Genomic DNA, 18,443 nt, shown 5'->3' with positions numbered 1-18,443 from the left:
CGCCCACCACAGGAGGAACCGCCATGACCACCAACCCCTTCGACGACGACAGCATCGAGCACCTGGTCCTGGTGAACGACGAGGGACAGCACTCCCTGTGGCCGGCTTTCGCCGAGATCCCGGTCGGCTGGACCGTCGTCCACGGGCGGGCGAGCCGCCAGTCCTGCCTGGAGTACGTCGGCGAGCACTGGACCGACATGCGCCCCAAGAGCTTGATCAAGGCCATGGGCGAGTAGACACCTCCCTGGTAAGCCCCCCAACGTCCCCCGCGAGGAGAGACCGGCAGCCATGCCCACGGATGACCCGACAGACTCGACCGACATGACCAAGCTGGTGTGCCTTCCGTACGCCGGAGCGGGCGCCTCGTTCTACCGCCCCTGGACTGCCCTGGCCGGGGAGGCGCTGGAGGTCGTGCCGCTCCAACTGCCCGGCCGTGAAAGGCTGATTGACGAGGAGCCCCACCGGGACGTGCACAAGGCCGTCGACGGGCTCCTGCCCCAGCTGCGGGAACGACTCGGCCACGGCGAGCACAGGGTTGCCCTCTTCGGGCACAGCCTCGGTGCCGTGCTCGCCTACGAACTGGCACACCGGCTGGTCACCGAGCCCGGCGTCGAGCTCGTCCACCTGTTCGTCAGCGGGTCGCCGCACCCCGGCCAGGGCCGTGAACAGCGTGCCACCGGTCTGTCCGACGACGACTTCCTCGCCCGCGTCGCCGAGTTCGCGGGCTACAGCCATTCCGCGCTCGACGACCCGGAGATGCGCGAGATGCTCCTGCCCACCCTGCGCGCGGACGTCGAGATGCACGAGACCTATGTACCGAGCACCCCCCTTCCGCTGGACGCGCCCCTCACGGTCATCCGGGGCGAGGATGATGCCCTGGTCGGCCGCGACGACGCCGCGTCCTGGAACACGGCGTCCGGCCGCGACTTCGAACACATCGAGATCCCCGGCGGCCACATGTATCTGACCGAGTCGGCATCCGCCCTGGTCCGTGTGATCGCCTCGAAGGCGCTCTAGCCCTCGCCCTCGCCCCCTTGCCCCTTCTCGACTTCGGAGTACCCGATGCGTCTGCATGGCAAGTCGGTCCTCATCACCGGCGCCGCCCGCGGACTCGGCAGAGCAGCAGCGATCGCCTGTGCGGCTGAGGGCGCGGACCTCACCCTGCTGGACATCTGCGCCGACCTGCCGGGCGTGCCCTACCCGCTGGGCACTCCGGGACAGTTGGAGCACACCGCCGCGCTGTGCCGGGACGCCGGCGCGGCCGTTCTCACCGCGGTGGCCGACATCCGCGACACCCACGGCATACGGAAGGCGGTGACGCGTGCCGAGGACCGGTTCGGCCGGATCGACGTCGCCGTCAACAACGCGGGCATCGCCGCACCCTCGGGCAAGCCGGTGCACGAGATCGAAGAGGACGAGTGGTCCCTGATGATCGACGTGGACCTCTCCGGGGCCTGGCGAGTGATCCGCGAGGTAGGCGGGGCGATGAGTGCCCGGCGCGCCGGCAGCATCGTCAACGTCGCCTCCACCGCCGGGCTCGTCGGTTACCGGCACTTCGCCGGTTATGTCGCCGCCAAGCATGCCGTCGTCGGTCTCACCAAAGGGGCCGCGCTCGACTTCGCACCCATGAAGGTGCGCGTGAACGCGGTCTGCCCGGGGTCCGTGCGCGACGACGCGGCGGCCGAGGGCCGGATGCTCGCCGAGATCGCCAGGGCGCTGGAGGTGCCCGTCCCCGAGCACGAGAAGACCTTCGTCGAGGCACAGCCCATGAACGCGCTGATCGAACCCGAGGACGTCGCCGCCGCGGTCGTCTTCCTGGCCTCGGACGAGTCCCGGCACATCACCGGGTCGGTCCTGACCGTGGACGGCGGGTTCAGCGCCCGCTGAGACATCTGCCCGAACAAATCAGGGCAACAAGAGCAACACGAGCAACAAGAGCAACAAACGCATCAGGAATAGCAGGAACAGCAAGGAGTACGGCCCGTGTCCGCGTCGCTGTCCGATCCACTCCTCCACGCGACCCACTGCCACGCGCTGCGCGTCCGGTCGGGCCGCTCCCCGGACCCCGTCCGCGGGCCGGGGCTGTGGACCGAAGACGTCCCCGTGGCCGCGACGGACCCGCTGGCCGAGCGCCGACGCGCCACCGAACTCGCCCGCCCGAGCCGCGATCCGCGCAGAGTCCTCCTGCGCTATGCCGACGGCCTGTCCGACCTGATCGTCGTCGCCCCGCGCGGGCGCTGGGACCGTACGGCCCTCGACCGGCTGGCAGCCGGGAAGTCCGTGGCACCGAGCGACACCCCTGCGGCACCTGCGGCGTCCCCGGCCACACCCGCTCCGGCCTGGGGGCTGGGCGGCGACGGCCCCAGCACTCCCCATGTCGTCGCCCTGGACGATGGCGGCGACGAGGCAAGCTGGCTCACGGCACTCGCCGTCACGCTGCGCCGCTACGACCCCGCCACCCCAGCGGTCATCGGCACCGACCACGGCAGCTTCACCGTCGAACCGGCCGCCACGCTCGGCGAGTCGACGCCCACCTCCGCGACGGGCCCCGCACTCACAGGTCTGCTCTTCACCGACGACGCCGACCACACCTCGGATACCTCGGACGGCACCGCCCTGTCCGGCGACGGCGAGACCGAGTATGTGCCCTGCCTCGCGCCGCCGTTCCCGCTCACCGTCTCCGTCCTCCGGGACTCGGGCGGGCGGCGGCTGCGCTGCGACCATCTGGGCAGTCACTTCTCCGCGGAGATCGCGGCCCAGTTCGTACGGCACCTTGTGCACGTACACCAGCAGGTCCAGCACCGCCCACGGACTCCGCCGGACGACGTCGAGCTCCTCGACGAGGCGGAGCGCGCCCGCACGGCGGCGCTCGGCCGACCGCCCCGTTCCCTGACCACCAGGCCGGTGAGCGTGCCCGGGGCGTTCGCCCGGATCGTGGCGGCGACGCCGGACCGCATCGCCGTGACCGACGGCGACACGGACCTGACCTATCGCGAACTCGACGAGCGGGCCACCCGCTCGGCATACGGCCTGCGAGCACGTGGAGTCGGTACCGGTGATCGCGTGGGTGTGTGTCTGGAGCGCTCCGCCGAACTCGTCGTCTCCCTGCTCGCCGTGCTGATGGCCGGCGCGACCTATGTACCCGTCGACCCCGACTACCCGGCGGACCGGCTAGCCCACACGGCACGGGACGCGGGTCTGGGCGTCGTGATCACCCGGCTCCCGGAGTTCCCGGCCGCGGCGGACTGCGTGCGGGTGACGCCGGACGAACTGGTGGACGAGACGCGAGGCGGGGGGCCGGCGCCGGAGGAGAACACGAGCCCTCCGGCCCCCTCACCCGACGCTGCCGCCTATGTCATCTACACCTCTGGCTCCACCGGCAGGCCCAAGGGCGTCGTCGTACCCCACCGCAACGTGATCGCCCTGATCGACGCGACCCGCGACGAGTACGGGTTCTCAGAAGCGGACGTGTGGACCTGGTTCCACTCCAGTGCCTTCGACTTCTCGGTGTGGGAGATCTGGGGCTGCCTGCTGACCGGCGGGCGGCTGGTCGTGGTGCCGTACTTCGTCTCCCGTGAACCGGACCACTTCCGCGATCTGCTCGTCGCCGAGCAGGTCACCGTGCTCAGCCAGACCCCGTCGGCCTTCGCCCAGCTCCTGGACGTCGACCACGCCGAGGTGTCCGTGCGGCTCGTCGTCTTCGGTGGCGAGCCGCTGGACACGCGGATGCTGCTGCCCTGGTTCGACCGGCACCCCGAACGGTCCTGTCGGGTGGTGAACATGTTCGGCATCACGGAGACCACCGTCCATGTCACCGAGCAGACTCTCACCCGGAAACTGGCGCTCTCCGCCACCCGCTCCGTCGGGCGCACCCTGCCCGGCTGGCATTTGTACGTGGTGGACCCGGCCGGACGGCTGCTGCCGCCCGGCGTGGCGGGCGAGATATGCGTCGGCGGTGCCGGCGTGGCGCTCGGCTACCTGGGTCAGGAGGAGCTGACCGGCCGGCGGTTCGTACCGGACCTGTTCACCGGCGGCCCGATGTACCGCAGCGGCGACCTCGGGCGCCTGCGCCCCGACGGGCGGCTCGACCACCTCGGCCGGATCGACAGCCAGGTGAAGATCCGCGGCTTCCGGATCGAGCTCGACGAGATCCGCTCCGTTCTGTTGGAGGACCCCGACGTGCGCACCGCGGCCGTCCTGGTACGCCGCGACGACCCGGCGGGCGCCGCCACGGCCAGGATCGACGCCTACGTGACCCTGTCGTCCGGGGGAGACCCCGCCGGAGTGCGTGAGCGGGCCGCCGGCATCCTGCCCGAGTACATGCTCCCCGCCACCGTCACCGCACTGGACGCACTCCCGCTGACGGCCAACGGCAAACTCGACGCGGCGAAGCTCCCCGCGCCCGCCGCCCTGCCCCCATCGGGCCGGGACGGGGCCCCGGCCGCTGCGGCCACCGATGACCTCACAGCCAGCGTGACGGAGATCTGGAGCGATGTGCTGGGCGTGGCCGTGGACCTGGACGACGACTTCTTTGAACTCGGCGGCAATTCCCTGTCCGCCGTGCGTATCGGTGCTGCCCTGCGGGCCCGCGGTCTGCCGTCCCTGCGGCTGCGAGAGCTGTACCGGCACCCGACCGTCCGGGGAACGGTGGCGAGTCTCAGCGCCATGGACGAGCACCCCCGGAAGTGACCAGAAGCGATCAGAGGCATTCGGCGACACTCAGGCATCAGGCTGATCAAGACCGAGTGCGTGCGAGGCCGCGTCTTCGCCACACGTTCGAACGGCTCGGCTTCCTCAGCCCGATCGAGTTCGAGGAGAAGCAGTACGCCGAGCAGGCGACGGCCGAACCGGCGCACCTGAAACCCCATCAACCCCTGCTGGCCAGATGATCGGCTCGGTGATTCGGTGGGCCGACGACTTCGACAACGCGGCGGGCGACAACGCCTACTGGGACGCAAGCGACTGGAACGCCTACACCGACGGCAGGTGGGGCACTCGCGCGACAACTTGGAACGGCTCGGGCAAGGAGAGAATCGACCTCGGCTGGTCGGTGACCGTGCGCGTGGACGCCAGTAGCACCGCGACCGCGACGGCGGACGTCGGAAACTCGGGGATTCCCAGCGTACGGGAGGCGGTGAAGAACAGCGCCGGCAATACGTGGACGTCGGACAACAGCCGTAACGTCGTGTGTGGTACCGGCTCTTCCTGGAGCGTGCACCCGGCCGACACTTCGGTGGGGACGGTCGATTGCGACGGGTTCGCGATGGCCTCGACACACGAGTCCGGCGGCTACCCGGGGACCACGGCGGATCCGAACCCGAACCTGGTGAAGAAGGGCACCGAGTGCGCCCAGTTGTTCACCGACAAGATGGGGGACGGTTCGGCGAACTTCGGCCTCCTCGCGGACACCCGCACGGCGACGAAGGGGCCGACCGGTACGGAACGTTGCGGGCGTGCAGCAATCCCGCGCGTGCAGAACCAGATGGCATTCAACGAGTTCCCGGCCCCGGCGTGGCGGATGCTGGACGGTGACGGCTTCTTCGTGACCCTTCCCGGATTCGAGCACTGCACGTCAACCGCGACCTCCTGCACCTGGCGCAAGATCGGCTGACGCGGCCTGAGGCAGCAGATGAAGCAGCAAAGGGGCCAGCCCCCTGCGGGCTGGCCCCTTCTCTTTCGTGGTCAGCCGGTCAGGGGCTGCCATCGGCCTTCCTGTGCCGGGTCGATACTGCTGAGCCACACCAGCGCCCCACCGATCAGACCGGGCTTGTCCCGGGTGGCCAGGGCGGGGGAGTCGAGCATGTCGGCAGTCTCTTCCAGGTAGGTGACCAACGTATCCAGCACTTCGCCAGGGCCTTCGTTATAGCGAGACCAGCGGCCCAGGTAACCGCTCGCAGCATCCAGGTACAGGCCCGAGGTGCTGTCAGCCGGGCCCAAGGCGACCACGGGAATCCAAGTTGCCTTCCACACGGTAATCCGGTCGTCTTCGGAGCGGTCGGCGTTGAGGGTGTCCTCGCGGGCCTGGGCGTCCATCATCAGCCGGTAGAAGGCTGCCACGGCATCCAGGGGCATCAGCGCCCTGTTGCCCGGGAGGCATCCCCAGCCATCACCCCCGTCGTCGCCCGCCGTCAGCAGCCACAGGACCTGCAGCTCAACGGGTATCTGAATGCCGAGGTCCTCTTCCAGGGCTGCGACGGCGGCGGGACTGGCACCGGCGCGGAGCGCAGCGTAGGAGCCAGGGGCGTTGCGCTTGAGCCAGCCGGTGATGCGCCGCCATGCCTCGGCGACCTCCCGTACGGTGACCGCGGCGGTGGCAGGGTCGCCAGGCTGGTCCCGGCCCTGTCCCTGTTCCTGTTCCTGCTCTTGCTCTTGCTCCTGAGCATCTGTGGAGGGCTCGGTGGAGGGGGTCGCTCTCAGAAACCGGATCTCGATCCGGTCCGGCTCGCGGATGTAGCCGACAGACAGGTCGGGGCAGTCCTCGAACATGTTACCGTCAACCGTCACGGTCAGGACGCCGGGTAACCCCGAGGGCCGGCCCATGCCGGGGTCGTCTGCCAGCTGGCCGGCCAGGGCCTTCAGCGCGTAGGGAACGCCCGCCCCGAGCTGGGCGGCGATGTCGCGTACGTCCGGCTGGATTTCGACCTTCACAGCCTGGTGCTCCTTGCTGGTCGGATGGAGGACGGTTCCCGTCACACCGTAGGCCGTCACCGCTCACCGGCGGGTGGTGCGCGGGTCAGCCAGGCGGTGGCGGGAGCTTCCGGGTACAGCTGCCAAGAGGTCCTGACAGAATGCGCCATTTGTAGCGCGGCTGGTTCCTTCGCGACCCGGTACTGAGGTGCCCTAGAGTCGCCGCATGCGGCGAAGGACAGGATTGGCGATAGCTGGGGTTGCAGCCCTGGCCTGGGGCGAGTGGTTGAACTGGCGCTGGTCTCGAGTTCTCGTGGGGGAAAGCGGGGGCGGTTCGGTGGCCGTGGTGGTGTTGGGGTACCGCAATCCCCAAGCGACGGCGAACTTGATCAACCGATGGCGAGTCCGTGCTGGAATTCGCTCTATCGCCGCTGACGGCGTGCATGGGACCTGCGTGATCTTCAGTGGCGGCGCGACGGGCACTGGCACCACGGAGGCCCAGCTGATGGCTGACTACGCGAAGTCGGTGCTTGAGTTCGACGGCACGGTGCTCCTCGAAGACCAAAGCGCGACGACGTGGGAGAACATCACGAACGTAATCCCACTGCTTGAAGACGTGGACCGCATCAAGATCGCCTCTCAGCCGGCTCATGCGCTCAAGGCCCGCGCGTACTTGCGGCGGCAACGCCCCGATCTTGCAGAGAGGCTGGTGCACGCGGATGACTACCGCGCTGGCGAGTGGATGGTCGTCAAGCCGCTGCTGGCTCTGTACGGACTTTGGACACTCCGCGGTCTCAAGGCCGACGAACGGAAGGTCTCGCCGTAGCCAGCCGCTGTCGCTTGGTGTCAGGCACGGTGGTTCTTGAGCCCAGGCCAGCAGATGATGCTGCATCCCGGAATGAGGAAGGCTTCGTGGATGTCGTCGCGGAACTCCCAGTGGATCCGCAGACGGCGGAAGCAGGGCAGATGGGCGAACGAGCGCTCCACGGCCCAGCGTTGGGTGCACAGGCCGGAGCCGTGCTCGGTGCCGCGGCGGGCGATCAGCGGTTTCACGCCGAGATCCCAGACGAGACGGCGGTACTTGTCGTGATCGTAACCGCGGTCGGCCGGCAGCACGTCAGGCCGACGTCGGGGCGGGCCGCGCTTGCCCCGCACCGGCGGCACAGCTTGCAGGAGCGGGATCAGCTGGGTGACGTCGTTGTGGTTGCCACCGGTGAGGGTGGCGGCGAGTGGGATGCCGGGCGCGTCTGTGAGCAGGTGGTGTTTGCTGCCCCGCCCTGCCTCGGTCGACAGGGCTTCGTCCGGTCTTTGTTCCCCCTCCAACGCTCGGATGGGGGAGCCGTCGACCGCCGCCCTTGAGAAGTCCAGAGCGTTCGCGCTGCGGAGCTTGGCGAGGATGACCTCGTGCAGACGGGCCCAGCCCCTGGCTTCAGTCCATTCAGCCAGACGACGCCAGCGGGTCATGCCTGAGCCGAAGCCGAGTCCCTGCGGCAGGTGCTCCCACGCGATGCCGGTATGTAGCACGAACAGGATGCCCTGGAACACGAGCCGGTCCGGATGCCGCGAGATCATCGGTCGTGGAGTGATCCAACCATCATTTCGGTAGGAGCTCTTAGCGCCTCGCTGCTCGTCCGCCCCGTCCAGTCCAGTCCAGACCAGTCGCAGTCGACAAGTGGGTAAGATGCCGCGGCTTCCTGGCTGACTTGCCCCCCGCCGAACTGACCGCCGCTCACGTCCCCGAACCCTGCCGCTGGCACCTGAGTGGCGGCATCGCCTATCCCCACGGCGACGGCAGCGCCTGGTGCCGCATCCCGCACGCCGTGATCTGCCCCGCCACACCCTCACCTGCCGAACCGGCCCCTACCTTGAGACGATCCGCCGCCAACTGGCCGTCCGTACCCGCCGTCTGACCGACGCCGGCGCTCTCACCCCCGCCCCTCTTTCCGCCAGCGGACAGGCCCCTGACGCCGACGCCCCCGCCCGTCCCGTCGTGCGAATCCTGCTGTGCCGCTACCTCGCCGAGCACGGTTCGACTGCGCCCATCCGCCCTCGCGTTGGGGGCGGTGAAGAGGGGTGCCCGCCTTCAGCGTCAGCGAGTGCTGAGCACCCGGACGGCGCCGGAGCTCGTCGTGGGACGCTCCGCTTCCGCAGGTGGCTGCCAGCGTTGGTTGCGTTGGGGGGGGCGAAACGTTGTGGCCCGTGCCGCCGCGCGCGGTCAGAATGGCCGGATGCGCCGTCTCGTTGTCATTGACGCTCCGTCCAATCTCGGCCTCCGGCCGCCTACCGAAGGCAGCGTGCCTGGGTGCTACAAGCTGGCGGGCGCGCTGCGGGAGCAGCGGCTGGTGCAGCGGCTCGGGGCGTACGAGGGCGGAGTCGTCGTTCCGCCCCGCTACGACCGCGGCGATTGGAGGGAGGGCGACGGCGTGTTCAACGCTGAGGCGATCGCCACGTACACCTGCAAGCTCGCCGACCGCATCGAGCACCATGTCCGGGCAGGAGACTTCCCGGTTGTCCTGGGCGGGGACTGTTCCATCCAGCTCGGTGCCTCGCTCGCTCTCCGCCGCATCGGGCGGTACGGACTCGCCGTCATCGACGGATCCGCGGACTTTCGGCACCCCGGGAACTCCGACCGTATCGGTGCCGCGGGCGGCGAAGAGCTGGCCATCGCGACCGGCCGTGGCCAGACGGACCTGACGGACCTCGAAGGGCTGCGGCCGTATATCAGGGACGAGGATGTACGGATCTTCGGCATCCGGGACTACGACGAAGAGCGGGCCGAGCTCAGAGAGTTGAAGATCACGAACGCGACGGTCGGGGAGATCCGGGAGTGGGGCGCCGAGGAACTGGCGGGAGCGGTTCTGCAGACCTTTGAAGTGCCCGTGACCGAGGGTTTCTGGGTGCATCTGGACGCGGACGTGCTGGACCCGTCCGTCATGCCCGCCGTCGACAGCCCCGACCCCGGCGGGCTCATGCCCGACGAACTCGCCCCGCTGCTACGGACCTTGGTGGGGTCGGAACGGTGCGTCGGCTTCAACCTCACCATCTACGATCCCGATCTCGACCCCGACGGCTCCTGCGCGACCCTCCTCGCCGACCTCCTCCAGACGGCCTTCACCCGCCTCTGACCGGGAGCGGGCCTGGTCAGCAGGTCCATGAGCTTGGTCCGTGGATATCGAGGTCGGCAACCAGAACGAAGGAGCGAGATTACCGTGTCCACAAGCGTGCCCTCCAAAGCACCGATGGCGGACCAGTTCACCAGCGATGGTGAGTGAATCGGACCCGATCGATTGAGACCGGGACCAGTTCGGCCGAGACGGGACAGGTGGGGTCACAGGCCGTGGGCGATGGGGTGCAGCGGTTCATACAGCGGAAGTTCGGCGCCGCTGGGGAGCCGGATCGCAGTCAGTCTGCCCCAGCGCTGTTCGCTGACCGGGCGGGTGATCTCGACGCCCTTGGCGCGGAACTCGCCGAGCTGAGAGTCAAGGTCGTCGCACATCAGGTAGAACTCGTGCTGGGGCGGGCCATCGGTCGGGTGCACTGCGACTTCGGCCGGGGGCAGCTTGAAGATGAGCCAGCCGCCGCCCGCGTCGACGCCGGGAAAGTCGAGGACGTCACGGATGAAGGCACGGTCCGCCTCGGCGTCCTGGCTGTAGAGGATGACATGTGCACCGCTGATCATGGCTAGCCCCTGTCCATCGACGTGCTGGCGGTCGTGTCCCCGGGATCCTGGCACACCAAGGTCGAGAAAATCGTCGACTGGGTTCGATGACACAGCGACTGACTTGAAGGGCCAACGGACATCGGGGCAACACGAGCGACAGAGCCGCCTTCCAAATTCGGAAGGCGCCGTTCGAACTGCCGCCGCTTCCACAGCCGCGCGACGACTTCCTGCTGGCCGGTGCCGAGGAGACGATCGGTAAGCAGCACGACCCGTACCGGCACCGGTACCGACTCAGGTCCGGCAGGCTCGTCGGAAGGTGTCGTCACGGCCCCACGGTATGACGCAACGACATCACCGCTCGGGCAGCTTCCGGCGGAGCATGTCCATCGACTTCTTCACGTCTCCGCGCTGATCTACCTGGTCTCGTCGCGCTGGCCTGCCTCGGTGGTGTCGGCGTCTTGCTGTTGCTGTCGGTCCTGCCGCGGCACGTGCGGTCTCCGACCGGGAACGGGCGCGGCTGTCCCGGTGGGGCCCGGGGGCATCGGTCCGGTACCGCTGCCGGACGAGGCACGCGTGGCCCTGCGCGACCAAGGTGTGCGGCGCGAGTTCGGTTGGCTGGCGGTGCATGCCACCTGCGGGTAGGTACCATGCCCGGCCATGGACTATCACCGTCAATTCCATCGCGAGGCGATCGAGCGGGGCATCCCAGAGGATGAGGTCAGCAAGTTCGCCGAGTTCCTGCGTTTCGCGATCTGGACAAGCGAGCGCCCCAACGGCGTTCCGGTCGGGCGAAGCGGCGGGTTACCCCGGCTGCCGGTGGGCATGGAGTGGCCGACCTCCGAGCACGGGCCGCTGCCGTTCGTCGCCTCCTTCGACTGTGCGGCGCTTCCCAGAGTCGACGGCCTCGCCCTGCCGGCGGATGGCTCGCTGCTCCTCTTCCTGCACCACGAGTGGGCCTACGACACCTGTTCCGTCGCCGACGAGCAGAAGTTCGCGCGGGTTGTGTATGTACCGGCCGGCACCGATACCGCAACAGTGGAGGAGCCCGACCACGACGAGGAGATGTTCTGCGATATGACGCTCGACTTCGTCGGCCGGGAGTACGACCTCTTCGCCACAGTCACCGCGGAACTGCCCAGCTGGTTCGAGGAGGACGATGAGGATTCGCGGTCCGACAACCAGGAGCACCTGGCTCGCAACCTGGCACACCTGAAGGAACTCTGCGCTCTGGCCGCAGAACTCTGGCCAGAAAGCAACGGCACCGCCGTCTATCTCGGCGGGTACTCCATGGGCATCGGCGAGCTTTCCACCGACAACATGTACACCACCCCAGAGACCGCGATGGCGGAGGACATTCTTGAGGCACGCGAAAAGGCCGGCGAACTCGTCGTCCCGCCGGACGAATGGGATCTGCGCCTGGAGGAAGAGGCTCTTCGGGTGATGCGCGAGTGGGTGCCGCTTGCCCAGTTCGGGCCGGACGACGTCCACCACGCACGCTTCCTGATCCGCCACGACGACCTCGCCGCCGGTCGATTCGACAAGGCACTGTCCTTCACCGCATTCACCGAATAGGCGGCGCGCCGTCGGCGTACGTCCCGCGACGCACGCCGATCGCCGCGCTACGACGCAGTCCGGGCGCAACGCCCTGGAACAAGGGGCAGCTTGTCCCGGGACAGGTGACACACAGGCATGGCTTTGCGTTCCTGGCCACGGCCAGGAACGCAAAGCCGAGCGTCGTACCTGCTCGGCACGACGTCCTCCTGTCTGCGAGCGGATCGGCGGACCGATCCCACCCACCAGCCATCCGGTACTGCGCCAACTCGGCCAGCGCTATCCGGTCCCCGCCGCCCGCGTCCACACCGATCATCACGGATCCGCTCGCTTCCTGTCCGGTGCGGCACTGGCTGATCGGCGCCGCGCTGACTGGTCACAGCAGCAGCCAGCCCCGACCAGACCACCGACCACCGACCACCGACCACCGACCACGAAGGCCCAACCAACCGTCACGAAGCGACAACGCCCCCGTCGAGCCGTAATCCCCTCCGGCAACCCGGCCGCCCTCTACCCCCCTCGGACCACGCCCCACATCAGGAAAGAAGAGAGAAGTGAGTGGGTGGGACAGGCCCCGGGTGGGGGGGCGAGGGGATCGGGCGCTCTCACTGGGGTTGCGCCATCGGCCGGCCACCTGGACGAAATCACTAGGTGCACAGCCCCGGCAAGGCGGCATCGGCGGTGATCGCATCGGCTACCTGGTCGACGGTATGTCCGGCGGTGTCGATGCGCAGATCACCGATCCCGGCGTCTTCCAAGGCGGCGGCCGATGCCACCGCCTGGTCGGCGACGTGGAGCAGGTGTGTGACGGACTGCCCCCGCAACGGGTCGCCCGGTTGGGCCCAACTGCCGCTTTGTCCACGGGACATGATGCGTTCCGTCAGGTGCTGCCGTCCGGCGTGCAGTCGGCACAGCGTGAGCTCGGCCGCAGGAATCGCGTCGGCGTACGCCTTGACCGTGGCCTCGTCCTCGACCGGGCCGGACATGATCAAGCACTGGGCCCCGGCCGCACGGTAAGTCCGCCACACGGCGGCCAGGTTGCGGGCCTTGACCCGGTGGTGGGCGGGATCATCCGGAACCGGGCGGCAGAAGCCGAGCTGGTCGAGATCGAGATACGCGGCGGTGGCACCCGCGCCCAGGACTCTTTGATAGACCTCGAAGCCGACCGTCGACTTGCCGACGCCGGTCGCGCCGCACAGCCACAGAACAGGAAGATCAGCGGAAGGCTCTGCCTGCGCCGTGGCCGGGCTCCTGCCCACAGCGGTGACCGCCGACGGCCCGAGGGCGTCAGCTGACCGGTCCAGGGCCGAGGCGGGCCATCCGCCGGTTCGCTCCCCGACACGCCGTGCAGCCTCGTTCACCGGCAGACCGCTGGTGTCGACGCAGGCGTCCGCGAAGGTGCTCGCGTCCAGGGCGTCGGCTTCCCGCAGCACCTCGTCGACCAACTCGGCAGGACCTCCGCGGCCGGTGAACCGCTGGCGAAGGGCCTCCCGGTCGGCACGCAGGCGGCAGACCCTCACCGCGGCCTGCGGAATCTGATCGACGTGCACTCCGCGGGCGGGATCGACGACACCCGAAACGATGAGACACCGGGCGCCGACCGCCCGGAAACCGGCCACCACCGCATCAACGTTGCGTGCCTTCATACGGTGCCGCCCTGGATCCCCCGCAGGTTCGGGATAGCAGATCCCCAACTGGTCGATGTCGACGAAACCGCTCTCGATCCCGGCCCGTATGAGGTGGGCGTGCATCTCCCAGCCGACCGTGGTCTTACCGACTCCTGGCGGACCGCAGAGCCACAGCACGGGGAACGCAGCGCCCCTCACCGGCTTGCCGCCGGATCCGGGCGACGCACCGCGAGCTCCGCAAGCGCGGGTTCGATGACAGGCATCATGGGCCTGGATTCTCTCCATCGCGCACCTGCTTGTCGACAGATTTTGGCGCGCTCGCGGAACGTCCTCACGAGGGTCGGGAACAGGCAATGACGCGACGAGCAGCTGGCACCGCCCTGCCGGCTCCGGCTCGGGGAGCTACCGTTAAAGAGCCTGTTCGGTCCAGTGGGCGTAGCTGGGCTGGTCGGGGAGGGCGATGAGGGACACGTCCAGCCCGTCGCGCTGTTCCCCGGGGCGTAGCAGCGGTTCAATCACGGATCGTGTGGGCCATCCCGACCATTGCTCGATCCGCACCAGGCGGCCGACGCTGTCTGGATCGAAGGCATCAGCGGCGAACTGCGTGACCTCCATGACCAGGTCGCCGGGTCGGGGCTGGTCCATTCGGTCGCGCAACCGGGCCACCGCCGGCGTCGGATCGCCCAGGTGCGTGGCCGCCCACAGGGCCCGGCCGACGTGGGCGAGGTGCTCCACGAGCTCTTCAGGTGTGGGTCTTCTCGGCGGTGTTGTGCTCACGTGCGTCCCCCAGGTCGTGGGCCCGCCGGTGCGCGCAGCCGGATGATGCAAACCGGCGGGTGGGGGAGGGCCGCGGGGCCGCTCGCAGCTTACTCAAGGTCGAACCTGCCCGCATACAAGGGCCGGACGTGCCTCAGATCGCGGGTCACCTAAGGATGGTTGGAGGAGCCCTTCGACGGCTTGCTCTTGGTGCTCGGCTTGCCTTGGCCTTTGCCGGTCTTGTTCGCCTGCGGCGGCGACGGGTTGGTCTTGTCTGCTGAGCCGGTCGTCTGAGCGCAGTAGGCCGCCACCTGCTGTTCACCGCCTGCGGCCTGGATGAGGCGTTGCCAGGCCGTGGCGTCCAGGGCGTGGCCTCGGTTCTTGACGCGCTCGTGGGCGCGGCAGTGCGCCTGGACGTTCTTGGCCGTGTCGGGGCGCTTGGCGGGCGTGGGCGGTGTCGTGCTGGGCCCGGCCGTAGGACGCTGTTGGCCCGGGTGCGCCGGTGGCTGGTGAGTGCTGGCGCTGGGGATGGGATCGGGTGTGTCGTGCTGCTGGGTGTGCCACGCGGATGGAGGCGAAGGCGATGCAGCCCAGCAGGGCGCTCGTCACGACGGCGACCGCACCGTCGCGCACCCATCGTTGCCTTGGGACTGGGGCAAGGTGGCGCTTCCGTATGGCAGCCGGCAGCCGGCAGCCGGCAGCCGCATCCCGCGTCAGGGCTGACTGCCGCCTGGTCCATCGGCGTCCGCTTCCCTGCCTCTCAGTCTCTTCCGTGTTGTTCCTTCCCCTTCCTGCGCTGCTCGTCAATCGACTTCTCCCTGCTGACGTCGCGGTCCTCACGTGGTTGAGATGCCGTGGAGGGCGACGGCGTCGTCGAGGGTGCGTCGGACAGGGGAACCGCTTCGGTCGGCGGGGTACCTGTCGGAAGGGGAGAGGACGGGGCGCCGTCACCGGAGTTCAGCGAGGTGCCGAGAGCGGTCGCTGCCGCGCACAGCAGCACCGCTGTGCCTCCCAGCAGGGCTTTCGACAGGCCTCTGCGGCGACCGCGGGGGCGTGCGTGCGCTGCTTGGGCGCGTGCGACGCGGGTCGCAGTCGTGGCGGCGGGTGGTTCGGGCCGGGGGATGGTTTCGCGAGGGTGCTCTTCGTGCCGTAGCCCGGCGAGCGAGGCGGCTGCCTGCTTGGCGGTGGGGCGGTGCGCGGGGTCCTTGGCCAGTAGGCGCAGGAGAAAATCGGCCAGGGGACCGGGTATGTCGGGGCGCAGCCGGGTGGGCGGGACAGGGGTGGCATCGACGTGTTGCTGCACGACGGCGTGCATGGTCGCAGCCTGGAACGGTGGTCTGCCGGTGAGTAGTTCGTACAGCACACAGCCCAGCGAGTAGACGTCGGAGGCGAGTTGGGCGGCACGCCCCAGGGCGCGTTCCGGGGCGAGGTAGTCGGCGGTGCCGACGATCTTTCCGGTGGCTGTGAGGGTATGGGCGTCGTCGTCTGCGAAACGGGCGATGCCGAAGTCGGTGATCTTCGCGGTGCCGTCAGCGGTGAGCATCACGTTGGCGGGCTTGATGTCCCTGTGGATGACGCCCTGATCGTGCGCGGCGGACAGGCCCGCCGCCATCTGCGCGGCGATACCGGCCGCCTCGTGCGGGGGCAGCGGGGCCCGCAGAACACGCTCTTGGCGAAGGGTCCAGCCGTCGATGAGCTCCATGACCAGGTAGGGCCGACCGTGGTGGGAGCTGAAGTCGTACACGCTCACCACGTGCGGGTGGTTGAGGCAGCCAGCGGTCTGTGCCTCCAGACGGAATCGCTCGGCGTCCGTCTCGTCGTGCGCGCGCAGGAGCTTCACCGCCACCGCGCGATCGAGGGCCTGGTCCGTGGCTCGCCACACCTCGCCCATCGAGCCGCGAGCCAGCGGCTGGTCCAAGTGGTACCGATCCGCCAGAAGCACCCGCACCCTCACCCTTCTTCCCCGGACGGCAGCACCCACAGTGACGCCCAATTCATCTTGCTATGGACTGGGTTGCGGCGCTTCGGGCGATGAGCCTAGCGAATCGGCCCGGACGTGCGGAGTGCCGGTCTTGCGCGAGGCGGTCAGACGACGGGGTGCACTGCCCGACCCCAGAGTGCGTGTTCGCCCAACCGGGGGAAACGAGCGAACACGACAGGACCTGGTTGGGTGGTCCACCGGTTACAGCGCACCGGGCGCCGCAGGCGTCACACGCGCGAGACGATGCGCAGCAGAACCGGCATGAACCCGAGCCGTCGACGGGGCACGCCGTGGTGCTTGCAGCCTGGCCCCAGCCTGCGAGTGGGCCTCTGGATCGAGAGATCGGCACGTCGTACCTGGTCAGCGGCCCGCTGGTCGTCGACACGCCCCATAGCGTTCGCTCTGCCATGGCAGGCTGTCCGTAAGGTGCTTCCCTGATTCTGGCCCCGCCGTGAGCGCCGATACCGTCATCTGTGCCGAGGCTGACTACAGGCGTCTTCTTTCCGGTCAGGGGCAACTGGGATGGCGTCCTGCAGAGGTTGAGGACCGGCTGATCTGCAGCGTGTGCAGCGCAGGCGCAGTGCGTCTCCGCCTGATGACCAAGCGGGAGTGTGCGGTCATGGTGTCTGCCGTGATGTGGCCGCCCAATGGGTGGGCAGGACGATTCTGTGTTCCAGGCGACGAAGATCATGTCGGGCAACAACCGCGCCCTCGCCCGGCGCGTCCAGGCCGCCGGGCGTTCTGTTGCGAGGGGTGGTGCCGTGGTGCGGTATCAGACGCAGGGCGGTGATCTGCTTTCCCGTGGCGTGGGGTACGACGGCGACTCTGTCGCTGATCATGTGAACGAGGCGCAGTCCGTGGCCACCGACACGGTACCGGTCGCTTCTCCTGAGCACCGGTTCCTCGCGGGAGGTGTCCCACACGGTGATCACCAGTGCGGCGCTGGACAGCTGCAGGGTCATCCCGCAGGGGCCAGGGGCATGCTGGAGGGCGTTCGTGACCAACTCGCTGACGACGAGCTCGGCATCCATAGCGACAGGTGTGGGCACGGGGGCGCGGGCGGAGCGGTGGGCATGGGCGAGAAAGGCGTGTAGCGCTCGGCGCGCGTCCACAGCGCGGACCGTGTCCTCGGCCCAGGCCGTGCTGTAACGCAGCGTGCCGTGCTCGCCCTGCCCCTGCTGATCCACCGCCTGCTTCCCAAGCGGGATGACCATGGGCGCTCTTTCTTTGTGTTCACCGCATCCTCGGCGGCCTTCGCAGTCGTATACCCGGGCTTGGACCGCGCACACCGCTGCTGATGCTGGGGCGAACGTCCCGCCGACATCATGCGATTGCTCCAGCTGAGGCGTGCCGCCCTCCTTGTGGCGGGTGCGATGAGCCGACTGAGCGCCACGGGCAGGGTGTTGTGGGCGGCCGGGTGGACGTGGTGGTTGTGAGGGTGTGACACGTGCGGCGCCCGGTGCGCAGTAACCGGTGAGCGGTGACAACGGCCTCGCAAGGCCCGCTTTCCCCCCCGTGAGCGGGTCGTTGCCTGCGGGGGCGGGCAGGTTCCCCCGTCGCCTGCATGTCCCGTTCCCCCTCCGGCCTCCCAACTCGTCAACGCTCCGTAAGGTACGCACCGCCGAGGCATCGCGTCAGAGCGGCGCTCGGGCTGGTGATCAGGCCGGGTCGGTGGGCTTGTCCCGGACCCGCTGGGCGACGTCGCGCAGCTTGATGTTGTGGTGCTGGGAGATGCGGCGCAGCACGTTGAAGGTCTCGTCTTCGGTTCAGCCGGTGGCGTTCCATGAGGATGCCCATGGCCTCGCCGATGGCGTGCCGGGTCTGCATGGCGTGTTCGAGCTGGTCGATGGTGCGGGCATCAGCCAGGGCGACGGCGGCGTGGGAGGCGAGCAGCCAGCCGGCGGTCTCGATGCCCTTGCCGAAGGCTCCGGGGCGGCGTGCGTACAGGTTCAGCGCGCCGAAGTCGTCCTTGTCGGTGTAGAGCAGGACACCGGTCATGCTGCCCACGCCGAGCTTGCGGGCCTGAGCGGCGTACCGCTGCGAGGTCGGCTGGCCAGACGAGTGGACACCCGGGCGTACGACCTCTCTCCGCGGTGTCAGTTCTCATCGACATTCTGCGGCGATGAGAACGGAAAGTGCTGCCCAAAGCCCGGTCTGCGGCCCCTTTGGCCGTCCGCGAAGTCCCTGGTTCTTGCTAGCCATCAGGCAGACGTGCCCCCTGGTTGAGCCCGCAACCAAG

The 18,443-nt window shown here is 68.9% G+C and carries 18 protein-coding genes and 1 pseudogene; 10 read left to right on the top strand and 9 right to left on the bottom strand.

Annotated elements, in window-relative coordinates:
- Positions 1–23: 23 nt before the first annotated feature.
- The 6 genes from AB0959_RS18930 to AB0959_RS18905 all read left to right on the top strand — a co-directional run bounded on the left by AB0959_RS18930 (position 24) and on the right by AB0959_RS18905 (position 5,611).
- Positions 24–236, top strand: a complete 213-nt coding sequence (locus AB0959_RS18930) for an MbtH family protein (protein ID WP_366827540.1) — start codon at positions 24–26, stop codon at positions 234–236.
- A gap of 85 nt (positions 237–321) precedes the next feature.
- Positions 322–1,017, top strand: a complete 696-nt coding sequence (locus AB0959_RS18925; protein ID WP_366827539.1) for an alpha/beta fold hydrolase — start codon at positions 322–324, stop codon at positions 1,015–1,017.
- 45 nt (positions 1,018–1,062) lie between these two features.
- The gene (locus AB0959_RS18920) at positions 1,063–1,887 is read left to right on the top strand and encodes an SDR family oxidoreductase (protein WP_366827538.1); all 825 of its coding nucleotides are present in this window, start codon (positions 1,063–1,065) and stop codon (positions 1,885–1,887) included.
- 96 nt (positions 1,888–1,983) lie between these two features.
- Positions 1,984–4,689: an amino acid adenylation domain-containing protein gene (locus tag AB0959_RS18915; protein ID WP_366827537.1), complete on the top strand. Its 2,706-nt coding sequence runs from the start codon at positions 1,984–1,986 to the stop codon at positions 4,687–4,689.
- A 56-nt stretch (positions 4,690–4,745) separates the two neighbouring features.
- Entirely contained in the window at positions 4,746–4,889 is a 144-nt protein-coding gene (locus tag AB0959_RS18910; protein ID WP_366827536.1) for a hypothetical protein, read from the top strand.
- An 8-nt stretch (positions 4,890–4,897) separates the two neighbouring features.
- Entirely contained in the window at positions 4,898–5,611 is a 714-nt protein-coding gene (locus AB0959_RS18905; RefSeq protein ID WP_366827535.1) for a hypothetical protein, read from the top strand.
- A gap of 71 nt (positions 5,612–5,682) precedes the next feature.
- Here the strand turns inward: AB0959_RS18905 and AB0959_RS18900 are convergent, their stop codons facing one another.
- Entirely contained in the window at positions 5,683–6,648 is a 966-nt protein-coding gene (locus tag AB0959_RS18900; protein ID WP_366827534.1) for an SMI1/KNR4 family protein, read from the bottom strand.
- Positions 6,649–6,853: 205 nt separating this feature from the next.
- On the opposite strand from AB0959_RS18900, the gene AB0959_RS18895 reads away from it, so the two are divergent.
- Positions 6,854–7,453 (top strand): YdcF family protein, encoded by a 600-nt coding sequence (locus AB0959_RS18895; RefSeq protein ID WP_366827533.1) that lies wholly within the window; start codon positions 6,854–6,856, stop codon positions 7,451–7,453.
- Positions 7,454–7,473: 20 nt separating this feature from the next.
- On the opposite strand, the gene AB0959_RS18890 is transcribed toward AB0959_RS18895, so the two are convergent.
- Positions 7,474–8,199: an IS5 family transposase gene (locus tag AB0959_RS18890; protein WP_366827532.1), complete on the bottom strand. Its 726-nt coding sequence runs from the start codon at positions 8,197–8,199 to the stop codon at positions 7,474–7,476.
- Between the two features lie 131 nt (positions 8,200–8,330).
- Between AB0959_RS18890 and AB0959_RS18885 the strand changes: the two genes are divergently transcribed.
- The gene (locus AB0959_RS18885; RefSeq protein WP_366827531.1) at positions 8,331–8,537 is read left to right on the top strand and encodes a DUF6083 domain-containing protein; all 207 of its coding nucleotides are present in this window, start codon (positions 8,331–8,333) and stop codon (positions 8,535–8,537) included.
- Positions 8,538–8,855: 318 nt separating this feature from the next.
- Positions 8,856–9,752, top strand: coding sequence for an arginase family protein (locus AB0959_RS18880; RefSeq protein WP_366827530.1), 897 nt, complete (start codon positions 8,856–8,858; stop codon positions 9,750–9,752).
- 203 nt (positions 9,753–9,955) lie between these two features.
- On the opposite strand, the gene AB0959_RS18875 is transcribed toward AB0959_RS18880, so the two are convergent.
- Positions 9,956–10,306: an extradiol dioxygenase gene (locus AB0959_RS18875; protein ID WP_366827529.1), complete on the bottom strand. Its 351-nt coding sequence runs from the start codon at positions 10,304–10,306 to the stop codon at positions 9,956–9,958.
- A 2-nt stretch (positions 10,307–10,308) separates the two neighbouring features.
- Positions 10,309–10,614 (bottom strand): hypothetical protein, encoded by a 306-nt coding sequence (locus tag AB0959_RS18870; RefSeq protein WP_366827528.1) that lies wholly within the window; start codon positions 10,612–10,614, stop codon positions 10,309–10,311.
- A gap of 331 nt (positions 10,615–10,945) precedes the next feature.
- On the opposite strand from AB0959_RS18870, the gene AB0959_RS18865 reads away from it, so the two are divergent.
- Positions 10,946–11,860, top strand: a complete 915-nt coding sequence (locus tag AB0959_RS18865; protein ID WP_366827527.1) for a DUF1963 domain-containing protein — start codon at positions 10,946–10,948, stop codon at positions 11,858–11,860.
- A 626-nt stretch (positions 11,861–12,486) separates the two neighbouring features.
- Here the strand turns inward: AB0959_RS18865 and AB0959_RS18860 are convergent.
- The 5 genes and pseudogenes from AB0959_RS18860 to AB0959_RS18840 all read right to left on the bottom strand — a co-directional run.
- The gene (locus AB0959_RS18860) at positions 12,487–13,590 is read right to left on the bottom strand and encodes a hypothetical protein (RefSeq protein ID WP_366827526.1); all 1,104 of its coding nucleotides are present in this window, start codon (positions 13,588–13,590) and stop codon (positions 12,487–12,489) included.
- Between the two features lie 285 nt (positions 13,591–13,875).
- On the bottom strand, positions 13,876–14,244 hold the full coding sequence (locus AB0959_RS18855; RefSeq protein ID WP_366827525.1) for a hypothetical protein: 369 nt from the start codon (positions 14,242–14,244) through the stop codon (positions 13,876–13,878).
- Between the two features lie 739 nt (positions 14,245–14,983).
- On the bottom strand, positions 14,984–16,171 hold the full coding sequence (locus tag AB0959_RS18850) for a protein kinase (protein ID WP_366827524.1): 1,188 nt from the start codon (positions 16,169–16,171) through the stop codon (positions 14,984–14,986).
- 650 nt (positions 16,172–16,821) lie between these two features.
- Positions 16,822–17,418, bottom strand: coding sequence for an ATP-binding protein (locus AB0959_RS18845; RefSeq protein ID WP_366827523.1), 597 nt, complete (start codon positions 17,416–17,418; stop codon positions 16,822–16,824).
- A 444-nt stretch (positions 17,419–17,862) separates the two neighbouring features.
- Positions 17,863–18,241, bottom strand: a pseudogene (locus tag AB0959_RS18840) (GAF and ANTAR domain-containing protein); the annotation flags it as partial.
- Positions 18,242–18,443 lie beyond the last annotated feature (202 nt).

It is taken from the genome of Streptomyces sp. NPDC046862, assembly GCF_040704615.1.
In the GTDB taxonomy this organism is placed as follows: Bacteria; Actinomycetota; Actinomycetes; order Streptomycetales; family Streptomycetaceae; genus Streptomyces.
This window is presented reverse-complemented; position numbering and strand designations above follow the sequence as displayed.